Raw genomic sequence first — 14510 nt, forward strand, 5'->3', positions numbered from 1 at the left:
CGATGCAATTGCGTAAATTACTTCTGCCAGGACTGCTTTCTGTTACGTTATTGAGTGGCTGTTCACTGTTCAGTGGCGAAGAAGATGTTGTAAAAATGTCCCCGCTGCCGACGGTTGAAAATCAGTTTACCCCGTCAACCGCGTGGAGCTCTTCCGTGGGTGATGGAATCGGTGATTTCTATTCCAACCTGCATCCGGCGTATGCCGATAGCGTTGTCTATGCGGCTGATCGCAAAGGCACCGTGCGCGCGTTCAACGCCGATGACGGGAAAGAAGTCTGGTCGGTCAATCTGGCCGAAAAAGACGGTTGGTTCTCCCGTACGCCGGCACTGCTCTCGGGCGGCGTGACCGTTTCCGGTGGTCATGTCTATATCGGTAGCGAAAAAGCGCAGGTCTATGCGCTGAACGCCAGCGACGGTTCTATTGCATGGCAAACTCGCGTAGCGGGTGAAGCCCTGTCTCGTCCGGTTGTGAGCGACGGCCTGGTGCTGATTCATACCAGCAACGGCCAGCTGCAGGCGCTGAACGAAGCTGACGGTGCCGTGAAATGGACTGTGAACCTGGACATGCCAGCCTTGTCTCTGCGCGGCGAATCTGCCCCTGCGACCGCGTTTGGTGCGGCTATCGTGGGCGGTGATAACGGTCGCGTCAGCGCCGTGCTGATGCAGCAGGGTCAGATGATCTGGCAGCAGCGTATCTCCCAGGCAACCGGTCCGACTGAAATTGACCGTCTGAGCGACGTCGATACCACGCCCGTTATCGTGGACAACGTGGTTTATGCGCTGGCTTACAACGGCAACCTGACGGCGCTGGATCTGCGCAGCGGCCAGGTTATGTGGAAACGTGAGCTGGGTTCAGTGAACGATTTCGTGGTCGAGGGCAACCGCATCTACCTGGTGGATCAGAACGACCGTCTGCTGGCGCTGAACACCGACGGTGGTGTCACGCTGTGGACGCAGAGCGATCTGCTGCACCGTCTGCTGACCGCACCTGCGCTGTACAATGGCAGCCTGGTGGTGGGCGATAGCGAAGGTTATATGCACTGGATTGATCCGGAAACGGGTCGCTTCGTGGCGCAGGAAAAAGTCGACAGCTCTGGTTTCCTGACCGATCCGGTTGTGGCTGACGGCAAACTGCTGATCCAGGCAAAAGACGGTACGCTCTACGCGATCACGCGTTAATCGTCTCGTTTGTAGTATAATAAACGGCTCCTGTTAACTCAGGGGCCGTTTTGACTTTTATAAAAACGCCGCAACTGCGACGTTTATTTGAATTTTATGAGGCTTCAAACATGGTACCTGTGGTCGCGCTTGTCGGGCGCCCGAACGTTGGAAAATCCACTCTTTTTAACCGTTTAACACGCACCCGTGATGCGCTGGTGGCGGATTTCCCGGGGCTGACTCGTGACCGTAAGTACGGTCGTGCTGAAGTGGAAGGTCGCGAGTTTATCTGTATCGATACGGGTGGTATCGACGGTACAGAAGACGGTGTGGAAACGCGCATGGCAGAGCAATCTCTGCTGGCGATTGAAGAAGCGGACATTGTTCTGTTCATGGTAGACGCACGTGCGGGCCTGATGCCTGCCGATACGGCTATCGCCAAACACCTGCGCTCTCGCGAAAAGCCAACCTTCCTGGTGGCGAACAAAACTGACGGTATTGATGCCGATCAGGCGGTAGCGGATTTCTGGGCCCTGGGCCTTGGTGAAATCTACCCGATTGCCGCGTCTCATGGCCGCGGTGTCACCAGCCTGCTCGAAACTGTTCTGCTGCCGTGGGTTGACGAAGTAAACCCGCCGGAAGAAGTGGACGAAGACGCTGAATACTGGGCGCAGTTCGAAGCCGATCAAGAGGGCGCAGAAGAAGAACCTGAGGATGATTTTAATCCGCAGGATCTGCCGATCAAACTCGCTATCGTCGGTCGTCCGAACGTAGGTAAGTCCACACTGACCAACCGTATTCTCGGCGAAGACCGCGTGGTGGTCTACGACATGCCGGGCACGACGCGTGACAGTATTTACATCCCGATGGAACGTGACGAGCGCGAATATGTGCTGATCGACACGGCGGGCGTGCGTAAGCGCGGGAAAATCACCGATGTAGTGGAAAAATTCTCCGTTATCAAAACGCTGCAGGCGATTGAAGATGCGAACGTGGTGATGCTGGTCATCGACGCGCGCGAAGGCATCTCCGATCAGGACCTGTCGCTGCTGGGCTTTATCCTCAATAGTGGGCGCTCACTTGTTATCGTCGTCAACAAATGGGACGGCCTGAGCAACGAAGTGCGTGAGCAAGTCAAAGAGATGCTGGACTTCCGTCTGGGCTTTATCGACTTTGCCCGTGTGCACTTCATCTCTGCGCTGCACGGCAGTGGCGTGGGCAACCTGTTCGAATCCGTTCGCGAAGCCTACGACAGTTCCACCCGTCGTGTAAGCACCGCCATGCTGACGCGCATCATGACCATGGCAGCGGAAGACCATCAGCCGCCGCTGGTGCGTGGCCGTCGCGTGAAGCTGAAATACGCCCACGCCGGTGGTTACAACCCGCCAATCGTGGTGATTCACGGTAATCAGGTGAAAGATCTGCCGGATTCCTACAAGCGTTATTTGATGAACTACTTCCGTAAATCGCTGGATGTGATGGGTACGCCTATCCGTATTCAGTTTAAGGAAGGGGATAACCCGTTTGCGAACAAACGCAACACGCTGACGCCGAACCAGATGCGTAAGCGTAAGCGCTTGATTAAACACATCAAGAAAAGCAAGTAAGCTATCAGGACGATTCACCCACCAGCACGAAATCCATAAAGCCCGCATATGCCGGGCTTTTTTGTTATCAGGGGCTATCATAACGACGCATCAGAGCGCATGATAATGTTGTACACATGGTTGTACCCTGTGGGGGTTATCGCTGTTTTGGGTACATCTTAGGTGGTTTTTGGGACAAATCACGTTGTACCCATGACTAAATACACTGGTTTATCAGGTAATCGCACATGCCAAAACTTACAGATATGCAAATTCGCGCATGGGTTAAGAGCGGGGAAAGGTTCGAGGGACGCGCTGACGGTGACGGTCTGTATCTGAGGTTTCGTAAAGAGGATAAAACCCCTTTTTGGCGATACCGCTATCAAATGGCTGGTAAGTCCAGAACTATGCTGATTGGCTCTTACTCGGATTTTCCCCTGTCTAAAGCAAGGGAGATAGCAAGGGAGCTTTCAGCACGCGTTGCCCTGGGTTATGACGTGGCCGCAGAGAAGCAGGAGCGTAAAGCCGATGCTATGGCAAAGATCGAGGCCGAGAAGAACGCCATTAACGTTTCGGCGCTTGCCGCTGAGTATTACACCCGCCAGATCGAACCGAATTACAAACACCCTGACCTTTTCCGCAGCAGCCTACAAAAAAACATCGTGGCGCTAATTGGCAAAATGAACGTCGAGGACGTTCGCCCGCGCCATATTGATAGCATTTTGCAGGACGTGCTACAGCGCGGATCGCCAACGGTCGCTAATGATGTATTGAGAATGCTAAAGCGCCTGTTTGATTACGCCGTGGTGCGCGGAATGATTGAGGTTAACCCAGCTATATCCTTTGGCTCGAAGGATGCCGGGGGGAAGGAGCAGGGGCGAAAACGCGCCTTATCACGCGATGAACTAATCCAGTTCTTTAAAGCGCTACGCCGTGGGCGTGGAATAAGCAGAGAGAACGAGCTTACCTTCAAAATCATCCTTGCGCTGGGTGTCAGAAAGATGGAGCTATGCGCCGCTGAATGGGCTGAGTTCGATTTGAAAAACGCCGTCTGGCACCTGCCGGGAATCCGCGCGAAGAATGGCGATGATATCGACATTCCCCTACCGCAGCCGGTAATCGAATGGATCGAAGAAATCAGGCTCTTTGCAGGTGATAGCCGCTGGTTAATTCCAGCCAGACGAGCCAGAACCACATCACATGTAAGCCGCGCCACGCTGAATATGGTTATGCCCGCCGTCCTGAAAGAAATGCCGGACGTTGAGCCGTTCAGTATTCACGATCTGCGCCGCACGATGCGTACTCAAATGGCAGCGCTGGGGATTGACCCTGTGATAGCTGAGCGATGCCTAAACCACAAAATACCGGGCGTCGAGGGTATCTATAACCGCCACCAGTATTTCGACGAACGAAAGGCGGCGCTGGCGCAGTGGGCTGATTTGCTGGTGGCGCTTGAGCGTGGCGAAAGCTACAACGTAACGCCATTGAGAAAGGCGAAGTAACCACGACCAGTAACCACGATTAGTAACCAGAATTAACGAACAGATTGAGCCTAGCCCGACGGGGCGAAAAGCGGGAAGCCTTACCGCCTGACTCAATACCTTCAAAGGCGAAGCTAAAAGGCCAGCTTATGAATAAAGATAAACAGCAAAAAACTGAACCAGCAATACCATTACCGCCGATTCATTTCTTTCCTCTCCAGCGAGCGGCTGAGCTAACTGGATGTACGACTGAAGACATTCTTCAGATGGCCTATACCGGGGCAATTGATCTTTGCGTGCTGGTAAGAGATTGTCAGGCTATTGTTACAATACACGGTGATGTATCAGAGTGGGCTAATTCTCCTGAGGAAGGATTTAAACATTTCATAGTCGAAGGGAATGCTTTTAACAAAACTGAATATCACTTCACGATAGTAAAAAAATCGCCAATCATGGGGGAGTGGATTGTTCCCTCGCACTTCAAAGACCTGCCTGAAGATATGGCACTGAAGGCGATGCGCCAGCAAAGAATTTTGAAATTTAGGTGTAAAATTGCAGGATTATGGGCGCTGTCTCATGACGTGGTGTCAGACCTTTACCTTGAAGGGAATGTATCAAGACCTATTACCCTTTTTCCATTACTGGAACCAAGGGATGGATTTGCTGTTACCGCGTCTCCTTCGTTGCATGAATTAAACCCAGATCGCACGGTAATGGATTTGGTACGGGTATTAGAAATTAGAGCCGATGACGTATTGATCGCAAGAAAAGACGTAGAGAGTATTTTATCCAGCTATAAAGAAGGCAAACTAATCAGCAATTTCATTGAGCGTGAAAATCCAGATAAGAAAGAGAAAGATAGCGAAAAAGGTAGAGTCAGGGTAACGGCGAAACAGTCTGACTTAATCGTTTCTCTCCTTATAGGGATTGGATTAACTGATAATGACCTCATGGGTAAGATTAGCGAAATAATGAAAAAAGCTAATGCAAAAGCAGGATTCGAACTGAATTTTCCTGATGATTCTAAAAGCCTTGCTACATGGCTAAGAGCTGGCGGTGTAGAACGATAGAAAGGAATTATCATAATTCTACGGAATTTTCTCATAACTCCGTTACTCACTCAAAAATTCCCGACAATATGCCCGTAACACCAGCTATCAACAGGAGTTACGGGACATATGACACCAGAAGAAGCAGCACGCTCAGCCATTCCAACCACAGGGTACATCCGTCGTTTCCGTATGCCGGACATGCTGGGTGTATCCATGCCAACTATCGATCGCTGGGTGAAGAACGGCACAATGCCGCGCCCGGTGAAACTCAGCGATAACGTGACCGCATTCGACGCGGTAGAGATTAATAACTGGCTGGCTGAACGCCGTGGTGAGGTGGCGTAATGCAAAAGAAAAACCGCCTCGTACAGCAGGCGGCTAATTCAGACATTCGCACGTCTGATATTACGCCGACCACCAGCCCGGTACAACCATTCAAACGCACACCAAAGAAACATCGCGCCCGCGTCTACATGCTGCGCACTGGCGTAGAGGGATGGACTGAAAACGACATTCTGCGCTACTGCCATCTTTCCTCTGGAAGAAACTACGCAACCGAATTAGAGCGCCAGCTTGATATCCGACTGGAACGCATCGACGAGAAGAACCCGGACGGCATCGGCGCACACCTGCGCTACCGTTTTGCGTCCCGTGGTGACGTTCTCAAGGTCATTCAGCTTGTGAACCACAACGCCGCTATTAACTCACACAGCGACCTGACCCAGCAGGATATCGCCGACATTCTCAACCTCTATGTTCCAGTGTGGATTACTCCGCTGGCTCGTCTGCCTTTGGTTTGCGGCGTTGGCGTGGTTTTAATACCGTGCCTTGTAGTGTGTCGGCTATACGGTCAGCCCGCGCAATTTTGCGCCCGCTGTACTCCGGGTTCCAGCCGTCCCACACCCCCTTGGAATTTAACAGCGCATCTTCGAGAAGGAAGCGCATCGGTTTATCTGGCGAAGACCCGTCTAACTCGTCGTCCACTGGCTTATCGTCTTCTGGCTCGCTCATGAGTCATCCCTTTGGCTCGATGCCGCGTTGCTGTAGTTCTTTGCGCAGTATCCGCTTTATCCATGCCGAAACAGAGGCGTCGCCATCTTGCGCCAGCGCTTGCTTGATTCCATTTTCTAATGAAGGTTCAACGCGTAGCGCGATTTGCTTATTACCTTTTCCCTTTATTTCATTGGTTGACATTTGGTTGACACCTAATTATGTTTTAATGGTAGTCAAGTGTATGACAAGTGCATACCAAAAAACAACGCCCCAGACTGTTAGAGCAGTACCGGGGCGTCTAACCACCACCGATAGTAATAGTATCGAGGCAGCTATGAAAAAGAGTACCACACACCCGCAAGAGCGGGATTCGCACACCCTGAATAAATTCATCTGGCGCTTTCTGGCGCTGAGCACAGCTAAACCGCGCCTGATTACCATTGAGGCCGAAACCGAAGCGGAAGCCCGCCAGCAGTCACCCGATGCTTGCGTGATGGTGTTTTCTGCCCGTTTCAGAGCGGGGGAGTTAGCAGCATGAACATACCACACCACGCAGAGGCCACACCGGACGGTGTGAACATCATGACCCGCAACGATGCCGGGGTTTATGAACACGTTGAGCTTGTTACCTATGAATGCGCCGTTGCGCGTCTCGTTGTGGGGGAATATGACAGCCAGCCAGATATCGGACTCGCTATTCATGGAGCCGTTGCCGATGGCGGTAATAACGGCTGGTTCGACTTCACCGCACAGCAGCACCTTGAAATGTGGCGATGGCTGGTCGCCGCTGCCTTTATCTGTGACATGAAGCGTGAGAACGGCACAACCTCCGTCGCCGAGGCTGACGGCACAACGTCACAGGTAGCGATTTACTCAAATGGTAAGACGGGAATTGTGGTTTACCCGTTCTCTGAGCGTCTGGCGATGGCGAACAACATCGAGGGCGCAATGATCGAGCGCTACGGCACTGGGCAGGGTACAGAGCACGCCATTACCTTTTATACCCGAATGATTGACGCTGATGCCGGGGTTATTTCGGACTTTGGGCGTGAGGTGCTGGCGGAGCTGCACGATCACTTTATTGCAGACTTTGAACAGAACGGGCTGCCAGAGCAGCCGATAGCGCACTGAGAGGCTACATGATTACTAAAAATTTCCAGCTTAATTCACTGGCTAACCAGTACGCGGCGGCGTTGTATGACCATATCACCGCCACCAGCGGCGGCGCTTATTTCATGATTGATGCTGGCGGGCAGTCTGTTCAAGTGGACATTATCGGCGGCGTTAAGGGGGTGCGCGAACTTATCGACGGTTACGCGCTGGAGGCGCTCAGGGACAACTACCCACAGTGGGAGGGGGTGGGGATCGTCTTAATGGCTAAATGCGCCAGCAGTAGCGGAATTACTGACTTCGGGGTGGAGATCTGGCAGAGCATGACTAACGATATGGGCGCAACGGTGGCGGGTAATGGCGGGGGTGTGAATGCGTAATATCGACTTTATCCGCGAAGTGACCAGCGCAGCAGCGAATAACTGGCCTCATGTACTGGCAGGCCTGAATATTGATGTTCCTGATTCGCCACACAGACACGCCGGATGCCCCGTGTGCGGCGGTACGGATCGCTTTCGGTTCGACGACGACGGGCGCGGCGCTCACATCTGCAATCAGTGCGGTGCTGGCGACGGCTTAGACCTGATTAAGAAGGTCAACAACTGCGACACCACAGAAGCGGCGAGGCTTGCCGCTGGTGTGCTGGGTATTGATTACCGGGCAGCGGAAGCAGACCCGACAGCAGCGAGCCAGAGAAGGGAGCAACTGGAAGCTGACCGCCAGCAGCGGGAGCAGGAGCACCAGAAACAGGCCACAGAGAGAGCAGAGCAGCGGCGGGCTGTCTTTGCCCGTCTGTACGCCAGAATGCGTGACAGCGCCGCACAGGGCGAATCTGAGTACCTGATTAGCAAAGAGCTGGGAGGGTTCACGTTCCCCGTTCTCTCCGATGGTTCAATCCTGCTTGAGCTGGTGGACGAGTCCGGCGCGGTGGCAGCAGCGCAGACCATTACCCCGCAGGGAGAAAAGCGCCTCCTGACGGGTTCAGCAAAGCGCGGGGCATACCATGCCGTAAACGCGCCAGAATCGCCCCAGAGCGTTTTAATCGCCGAAGGGCTTGCAACGGCCTTATCGGTTCACATGATGCGTCCTGACGCGCTCACAGTGGCAGCGATTGACGCCGGGAACCTGATCCACGTCGCCGGGGTTATGCGCCGCAAGTACCCGGATGCGAAAATCATTATCGCCGCTGATAACGACATTAACGGCGATGATGGGCACAATATCGGGAAGGATTCAGCAGAGAAGGCTGCCTTGTCCGTGGCGGGCTGGGTATCCGTTCCACCGACAGGCCACAAAGCTGACTGGAACGACTACCACCTTGAGAACGGGCTGGAAGCCTCTGTAGCGGCTTTTAACGATTCGATTTACCAGATTGAGAGGGAGGGTGTGAGCGTTCAACTGAGAGCGATTGAGGGCGGTAAAAAGAGCCGCCGAACAGAAAATGGTGACATTTCCCAGATGGCAGCAAGCCAGAAAGCGAAGTTGCTTGCGGCTCGCTGGGACAGGCTGGCGGTAAACGCTGATAGTGGCGTGGTTTATCGCTACGGCTCGGGCGTGTGGGAAAAACTGCCAGACAGTGAGCTTGAGCGCGTCATGGTGTCCATTTTTGAGGAGCACGAAGCCCATTACACGGAAAAGGGGATCAAGTCCGTGGTGGCGACGATGAAGCTACAGCTAAAGCCCACCGCTGACCAGCAAGCAGATCTAATCGGTTTTAAGAATGGCGTGTACGACCTCAACACTCGGACATTTTCCGCTCACAGCCCGGATAACTGGCTGATGAACCACAACGGGATCGACTACACACCACCCGCGCCGGGAGAGAGCCTTAAAGAACATGCCCCACACTTCACGCGATGGCTGAACCACGCCAGCGATGGCACAGACGGGAAGGGCGAGCGCATTAAAGCGGCCTTGTTTATGGTGCTGGCAAAGCGTCACGACTGGCAGCTATTTATTGAGGTGACGGGGGAAGGTGGCAGCGGTAAGTCCGTATTCAGCAGCATTGCCGCGACGCTTGCCGGGGAGCACAACACAGCCAGCGGTAGCATGAGCACGCTCGACCTTGCACGCGGGCGGGCGCAGTTCGTCGGAAAGAGTCTGATAATTATGCCAGACCAGACGCGCTACGTGGGTGAGGGGGCGGGTATCAAGGCCATTACAGGCGGCGATCCGGTTGAAATCGACGGTAAGTACGAAAAGCAGTTCACAACGGTACTGAATGCGGTTGTGCTGGCGACCAATAACGAGCCAATGACATTTACCGAGCGCAACGGGGGCATTGCCCGCCGCCGTGTGATATTCCCGTTCAATAATCCAGTGTCCGAGGCAGATAAAGACCCGGATCTAACCGCTAAAATTCGGCGCGAAGTACCGGTAATCATTCGTCACTTGCTGGGTGCTTTTTCCGACCAGAACAGGGCTAAGTTACTTTTGATGGAACAGCGTGATTCACTGGAGGCGCTGGGCGTTAAGCGCGGCACAGATCCAGTAATCGACATGTGCGCAGCGCTGTTTTTCATGACTGAACCTAAAGGGCTGATGATGGGCGGCGGAACATGGGCGGGACAGCCTGAGCCGAGAGCGTATCTTTATCACCTGTATTTATCTTTCCTGGAATATCACGGGCTGGGTAAACCTCTCTCTGTGGAGAAGTTTTCTCGGGCGATGAAAAACGCCGCGAAGGAATACCGGAGTCAGTATCTGACACGGAAAGTTAAGGGGCGCACTCAGACTAACCTGAGCATAACGGAGCTGGCAGAGGAATTTATTCCCCGCGCATACGGGGTTGATGTTCCAGACGCCCCCGCGTGAAAACTTTTCAGGGTGTGACTTACGTCTACACGTCTACCCTTTTGGCTTTCAGGCCAGTGATAGCAAGGGATTTAGGTGGGTAGACGTATATATATTTACCTCTACCTTACGTCTACATACGTCTACCTATTTTGATGCTGTATAAATAAACAGGGTAGACGTAGGTAGAGGTAAGGTAGACGTGTGAAAACAAACGTCTACCCCTCTGCAAGCCGCGTAATTACTGTGTTTTTTGATTTTTTTTGCCGCAGGTAGACGTGTAGACCAACAACACCCCCAAAAAGATTCACAGGGGGGGGTATGAATCAGAAAGGAGTGGAAAAAATGAACGAGCACCACAAAAAGCAGATCGAAGTTATCAGAGAAATTGAGGCGCAGGGCTTCACCACGCAGGAGGCAGCAGCCTTGTTACTGGCTAGCTATTCAGTACAATAGTCAAGGTAATAACGATGATGTAAGGTTTTGGGTGGAAGAAGGTAAGACATTGGTCTTATGTAGTTCCAGGTAGCTTTAGGAAGTGAGAGACTTCAAAAGTATTGATGGCGTAACGGCAGAGAAAGACCGTGGTGGTGTTTGCAGAGCCAGGAAGGGCGTACTGGCATTGCGCTTCTGAATTTGATACGCCAATAAGGGATATGGAGTAAGTGAAGAAAAATGGCTAAATTACAATCAGTTGAACCCAATATTGCAGACCTGGCTAACGGTTGGCTTAAATCTTATAATTTGGATTATAAATTAGAACAAAATTCATTAAATGATGAGATAGATAAAGCACTTAATGACTATTTTTCTAAAAATGGCGGAGTTGGCGGAAATCGACCCGATGTAAAACTCATTTTGAAAGATAAAAAACTCAATTCATACCCTATTTTAATTGAGTATAAAGGGTACAAGGATAAACTTGTCAACCTTAATGTTGATGGATTAGTCGATAATCAGACGTCCAAGAACGAACCAAACTTTAAAAATATAAATAGCTATGCCGTTAACGGGGCAGTGCATTATGCGAATGCATTACTTCATCACACGAGCTATACCGATATTATCGCTATAGGCATGACAGGCTTTATTGATGAAATCGGTAAGCTACAACATGAAATTGGTGTGTATTATGTTGCAAAAAGTAATCTCGGTTCCGGGCGAAAAGTTGCAGATTATTCTGATTTTTCATTTTTAGCAGAAGAGAATTTTGATGGGTTTATTGAAAAAGTAAAAACAATACAGCTATCACAACAAGAATTAGATAATTTAAAGAGTCAGAAAGAAAAAGAAATTGATGCTTGTTTGGTTAAGTTAAATAATGACATTTATCAAAATGAAAAAGGCCTCGGTGAAAATGACCGTGTTTACTTAGTCGCGGCATCTATTATTGCAACAATTGGTATTCCCGGAAAGGTAAAACCTTTAGAGAAAAGTGATTTATCCTCTTCAATCGAAGAGGGGTATACAGATGGTGACATCATCATTAAAAAGATAGAGTCATTTCTCAATCACAAGGCGTTACCTGCGGATAAAAAGTCTTTAATCATAAGAACATTAAAAAATACGTTAATTACATATAATATTAATAAAGTAAGTAATGGTGAAAGTCAGCTTAAGCGAATTTTTACTAAAATTGTTGACGATTTGGGTATTTATTACAAGATTGGGTTGACTACTGACTTTACCGGTAAGTTGTTTAATGAGATGTATGGATGGTTGGGTTTTACGCAAGATAAACTCAATGATGTGGTTTTAACTCCATCATATGTAGCAACATTATTAGTGAAGCTTGCCAGAGTTAACAAAGACTCCTATGTCTGGGATTTTGCGACTGGCTCTGCCGGTTTACTGGTTGCTGCGATGAATGAAATGCTGATAGATGCCAAGAACAGCATTGATTCACCGGAGAAATTCAGAGCTAAAGAAGCCAGTATTAAAGCAGAACAGCTCCTTGGCTTGGAGTTGTTGTCCAGTGTCTATATGCTGGCTATTTTAAATATGATTTTAATGGGTGATGGTAGCTCTAATATATTAAATAAAAACTCATTAACAGACTTTGACGGGAAGTATGGCTTTGGTAAAACGGATAAGGTATTCCCTGCAAATGCGTTTGTTTTAAATCCTCCTTATTCCGCTCAAGGTAATGGGATGATATTTGTTGAAAAAGCACTTGCTATGATGAATGGCGGGTACGCAGCTATTATTATTCAAGGTTCAGCAGGATCAGGGAAAGCTAAAGAGAACAATAAAAAAATACTTAAAAGTAACACACTGGTTGCTAGCATTAAAATGCCTATTGACCTGTTTATTGGAAAATCCAGTGTTCAAACCTATATCTATGTATTTAAAGTGGGCGAAGCTCATCACAGGGATGAAATGGTCAAATTTATCGATTTCACTCATGATGGCTATACTCGTACTAACCGAAAAAAAGCGAGCAATAATCTTAAGGATACAGACCGTGCCAAAGAACGATATCAGGAAGTGGTTGATTTGGTTCGCGTTGGTAAAAGTAAACTCAATATTCTGACCGAACAGAAATACTTTGAAGGCACTATCGATCCTGATAATGGGGCAGACTGGAATCAATCTATTCCCGTAGACACCAAACCAACACTGAATGATTTTAAACAAACTGTCAGCAATTATTTGGCGTGGGAAGTATCTAATCTTATAAAGCAACAAGGTGATGATTCGGGAAAGTAGCATCCCCACTTAACAAAATGTTAGAAGATGTTGAGTGGGGTGAGTTTCGGGTTGGTGATTTATTAGAAAAAATAAAGACAAAAAAACTGCCTTTCAAAGCAGATGAGTTACCAAAGAAAAAAATAGGGAAGTATACACTTCCATGTCTTACGTCTAGTTTCAATAACCAAGGGCTAAACTATTTTGTACCTAGAGAGGGGGCAACTATTTTAAAAAATGTGATTTCAATCCCTTCAAATAGTGATGTTTACCGAGCTTATTTTCAGTCCAATGAGTTTACTGTTTTGTCAGATGCCTATGCCCTTCAATGGAATGTAAGTGACATTGAATTGTCACCGAAACAGTACTTATTTGTAGTTCAGTGTATTAATAAAATTACGGATCTACATATATATTCCTACAAAAATAAGCTGGGGGGATGGAATGTTGTAAAAAACAAATATATTAAATTACCGATTAGCAAAGGAAAAATCGACTTCAATTTCATGGAGGATTTTATAGCGGAGCTGGAGGCGGAGCGTATAGCGGAGCTGGAGGCGTATTTAACCGTTGCTGGGTTGAAAGATTATAATTTAACACAAGAGGAACAGCAAGCGTTAGATAACTATAACGATTTGATATTTAATGTTTTCAATGTTATTGATGTGTTTGATGTTAAAAATACAAGTAACATTCTCGCTAGAGATATCAAACAGAATAGTGGTAACACGCCATATTTATGTGCCAGCAGTGAGAATAATGGAGTGAGCTCTTACATATCTTATGACAATAGATTTTTAGAGAAAGGGGGGTGTATTTTTATTGGTGGAAAAACATTTGTTGTTAGTTATCAGGGACGTGATTTTTACTCTAATGATAGCCATAATTTAACTTTAAGGCTTAAAGGTGAAAATGGGAAAGCAAAGTTAACTCAATTATATCTAGCCACCTGCGTACATAAAAGTTTAAACCACAAATATTCTTGGGGTGATAGCATTAGTAATACGAAAATCCAGAAGGATACTATCTCCCTCCCATCAAAAAATAACAAGCCAGAATTTTCATCAATGGAAATAATAATTTCTGCAATTCAAAAGTTAGTAATTAAAGATGTTGTCCAATATGCGGACAGGAAAATCGCCTTGCATAGGCAAGTTGTGAAATCAGGCGTGGAAAAAGTGTAACGTTGACCAGTGGACGGGGCAGGACGGCGGTACACAGCAGGGTTATCAGGTAGTGGCAGACAGCGTTATCAGTGCCAGAACTGCCCGCCCGACAGGAAAGAAAGGCCAGCAGGGACAGGCAACGGACGCGCTGAGACGTGCGCAGCAGTCACCGCCTGACGACTCAACAGCAGGCCACCGCGTCAATGTGTGTGGTCTGCTTGCCGCCACCAGAAGGGCTAAAAATATTAGACCCTTATAGACGGATTTCAAGCCCGTTAAGCTCGAAAGCCGCGCCAGCATTGGGGTTGCGGCTTTACCGAGATTCAGGCCGTCTAGAATTTTAAGGGCTTCAATCCGGTAGCGAATTTGGGGATAGATGTACGGTGACGTGCATCGCGCAATGACCGCGAAAGTAGTTTATACAATGGCTTGCTGGTGGCCTTTGGTTCCCGCTGTCTTTGACGTGATGCAAAAAACAGGA

At 49.1% G+C, this 14510-nt stretch carries 13 protein-coding genes and 2 pseudogenes; 14 read left to right on the forward strand and 1 reads right to left on the reverse strand.

Annotated elements, in window-relative coordinates; genetic code table 11:
* Positions 1–2: 2 nt before the first annotated feature.
* The 6 genes and pseudogenes from bamB to OVA10_RS08345 form a co-directional block, all read left to right on the forward strand.
* Positions 3–1181, forward strand: a complete 1179-nt coding sequence (bamB, locus tag OVA10_RS08320; protein ID WP_100779325.1) for an outer membrane protein assembly factor BamB — start codon at positions 3–5, stop codon at positions 1179–1181.
* Positions 1182–1291: 110 nt separating this feature from the next.
* Positions 1292–2767, forward strand: coding sequence for a ribosome biogenesis GTPase Der (der, locus tag OVA10_RS08325; protein WP_268195751.1), 1476 nt, complete (start codon positions 1292–1294; stop codon positions 2765–2767).
* Between the two features lie 227 nt (positions 2768–2994).
* On the forward strand, positions 2995–4248 hold the full coding sequence (locus tag OVA10_RS08330; protein ID WP_268195752.1) for a tyrosine-type recombinase/integrase: 1254 nt from the start codon (positions 2995–2997) through the stop codon (positions 4246–4248).
* 128 nt (positions 4249–4376) lie between these two features.
* Positions 4377–5297, forward strand: coding sequence for a hypothetical protein (locus OVA10_RS08335; protein WP_268195753.1), 921 nt, complete (start codon positions 4377–4379; stop codon positions 5295–5297).
* Between the two features lie 108 nt (positions 5298–5405).
* Positions 5406–5624, forward strand: a complete 219-nt coding sequence (locus OVA10_RS08340) for a helix-turn-helix transcriptional regulator (protein WP_268195754.1) — start codon at positions 5406–5408, stop codon at positions 5622–5624.
* Positions 5624–6034: pseudogene (locus OVA10_RS08345) on the forward strand (hypothetical protein); the annotation flags it as partial. The gene OVA10_RS08340 and the pseudogene OVA10_RS08345, both read left to right, overlap by 1 nt.
* Positions 6035–6293: 259 nt before the next feature.
* On the opposite strand, the gene OVA10_RS08350 reads toward OVA10_RS08345, so the two are convergent.
* Positions 6294–6473: a hypothetical protein gene (locus OVA10_RS08350; RefSeq protein ID WP_268195755.1), complete on the reverse strand. Its 180-nt coding sequence runs from the start codon at positions 6471–6473 to the stop codon at positions 6294–6296.
* Positions 6474–6606: 133 nt separating this feature from the next.
* Between OVA10_RS08350 and OVA10_RS08355 the strand changes: the two genes are divergently transcribed.
* The 8 genes and pseudogenes from OVA10_RS08355 to OVA10_RS08390 all read left to right on the forward strand — a co-directional run.
* Complete coding sequence (locus OVA10_RS08355) at positions 6607–6810, forward strand: host cell division inhibitor Icd-like protein (protein WP_268195756.1); 204 nt, start codon at positions 6607–6609, stop codon at positions 6808–6810.
* On the forward strand, positions 6807–7403 hold the full coding sequence (locus OVA10_RS08360) for a hypothetical protein (RefSeq protein ID WP_268195758.1): 597 nt from the start codon (positions 6807–6809) through the stop codon (positions 7401–7403). The genes OVA10_RS08355 and OVA10_RS08360 overlap by 4 nt, the downstream gene beginning before the upstream one ends.
* A gap of 8 nt (positions 7404–7411) precedes the next feature.
* Positions 7412–7762, forward strand: a complete 351-nt coding sequence (locus OVA10_RS08365) for a hypothetical protein (protein WP_268195759.1) — start codon at positions 7412–7414, stop codon at positions 7760–7762.
* Positions 7755–10196 carry a primase-helicase zinc-binding domain-containing protein gene (locus tag OVA10_RS08370; RefSeq protein ID WP_268195760.1) on the forward strand — a complete coding sequence of 814 codons (2442 nt, stop codon included), beginning with the start codon at positions 7755–7757 and terminating at the stop codon, positions 10194–10196. The genes OVA10_RS08365 and OVA10_RS08370 overlap by 8 nt, the downstream gene beginning before the upstream one ends.
* Before the next feature lie 300 nt (positions 10197–10496).
* Positions 10497–10631, forward strand: a complete 135-nt coding sequence (locus tag OVA10_RS08375; RefSeq protein WP_268195565.1) for a hypothetical protein — start codon at positions 10497–10499, stop codon at positions 10629–10631.
* Positions 10632–10850: 219 nt separating this feature from the next.
* A complete protein-coding gene (locus tag OVA10_RS08380) occupies positions 10851–12884 on the forward strand; it encodes an HsdM family class I SAM-dependent methyltransferase (RefSeq protein ID WP_268195761.1) in 2034 nt (677 codons plus the stop codon).
* Between the two features lie 17 nt (positions 12885–12901).
* Positions 12902–14047, forward strand: a complete 1146-nt coding sequence (locus OVA10_RS08385; RefSeq protein ID WP_268195762.1) for a restriction endonuclease subunit S — start codon at positions 12902–12904, stop codon at positions 14045–14047.
* Between the two features lies 1 nt (position 14048).
* Positions 14049–14288, forward strand: a pseudogene (locus OVA10_RS08390) (hypothetical protein); the annotation flags it as partial.
* Positions 14289–14510 lie beyond the last annotated feature (222 nt).

Origin of the sequence: Lelliottia sp. SL45, assembly GCF_026672535.1 — a bacterium.
Lineage (GTDB): Bacteria > Pseudomonadota > Gammaproteobacteria > Enterobacterales > Enterobacteriaceae > Enterobacter > Enterobacter nimipressuralis.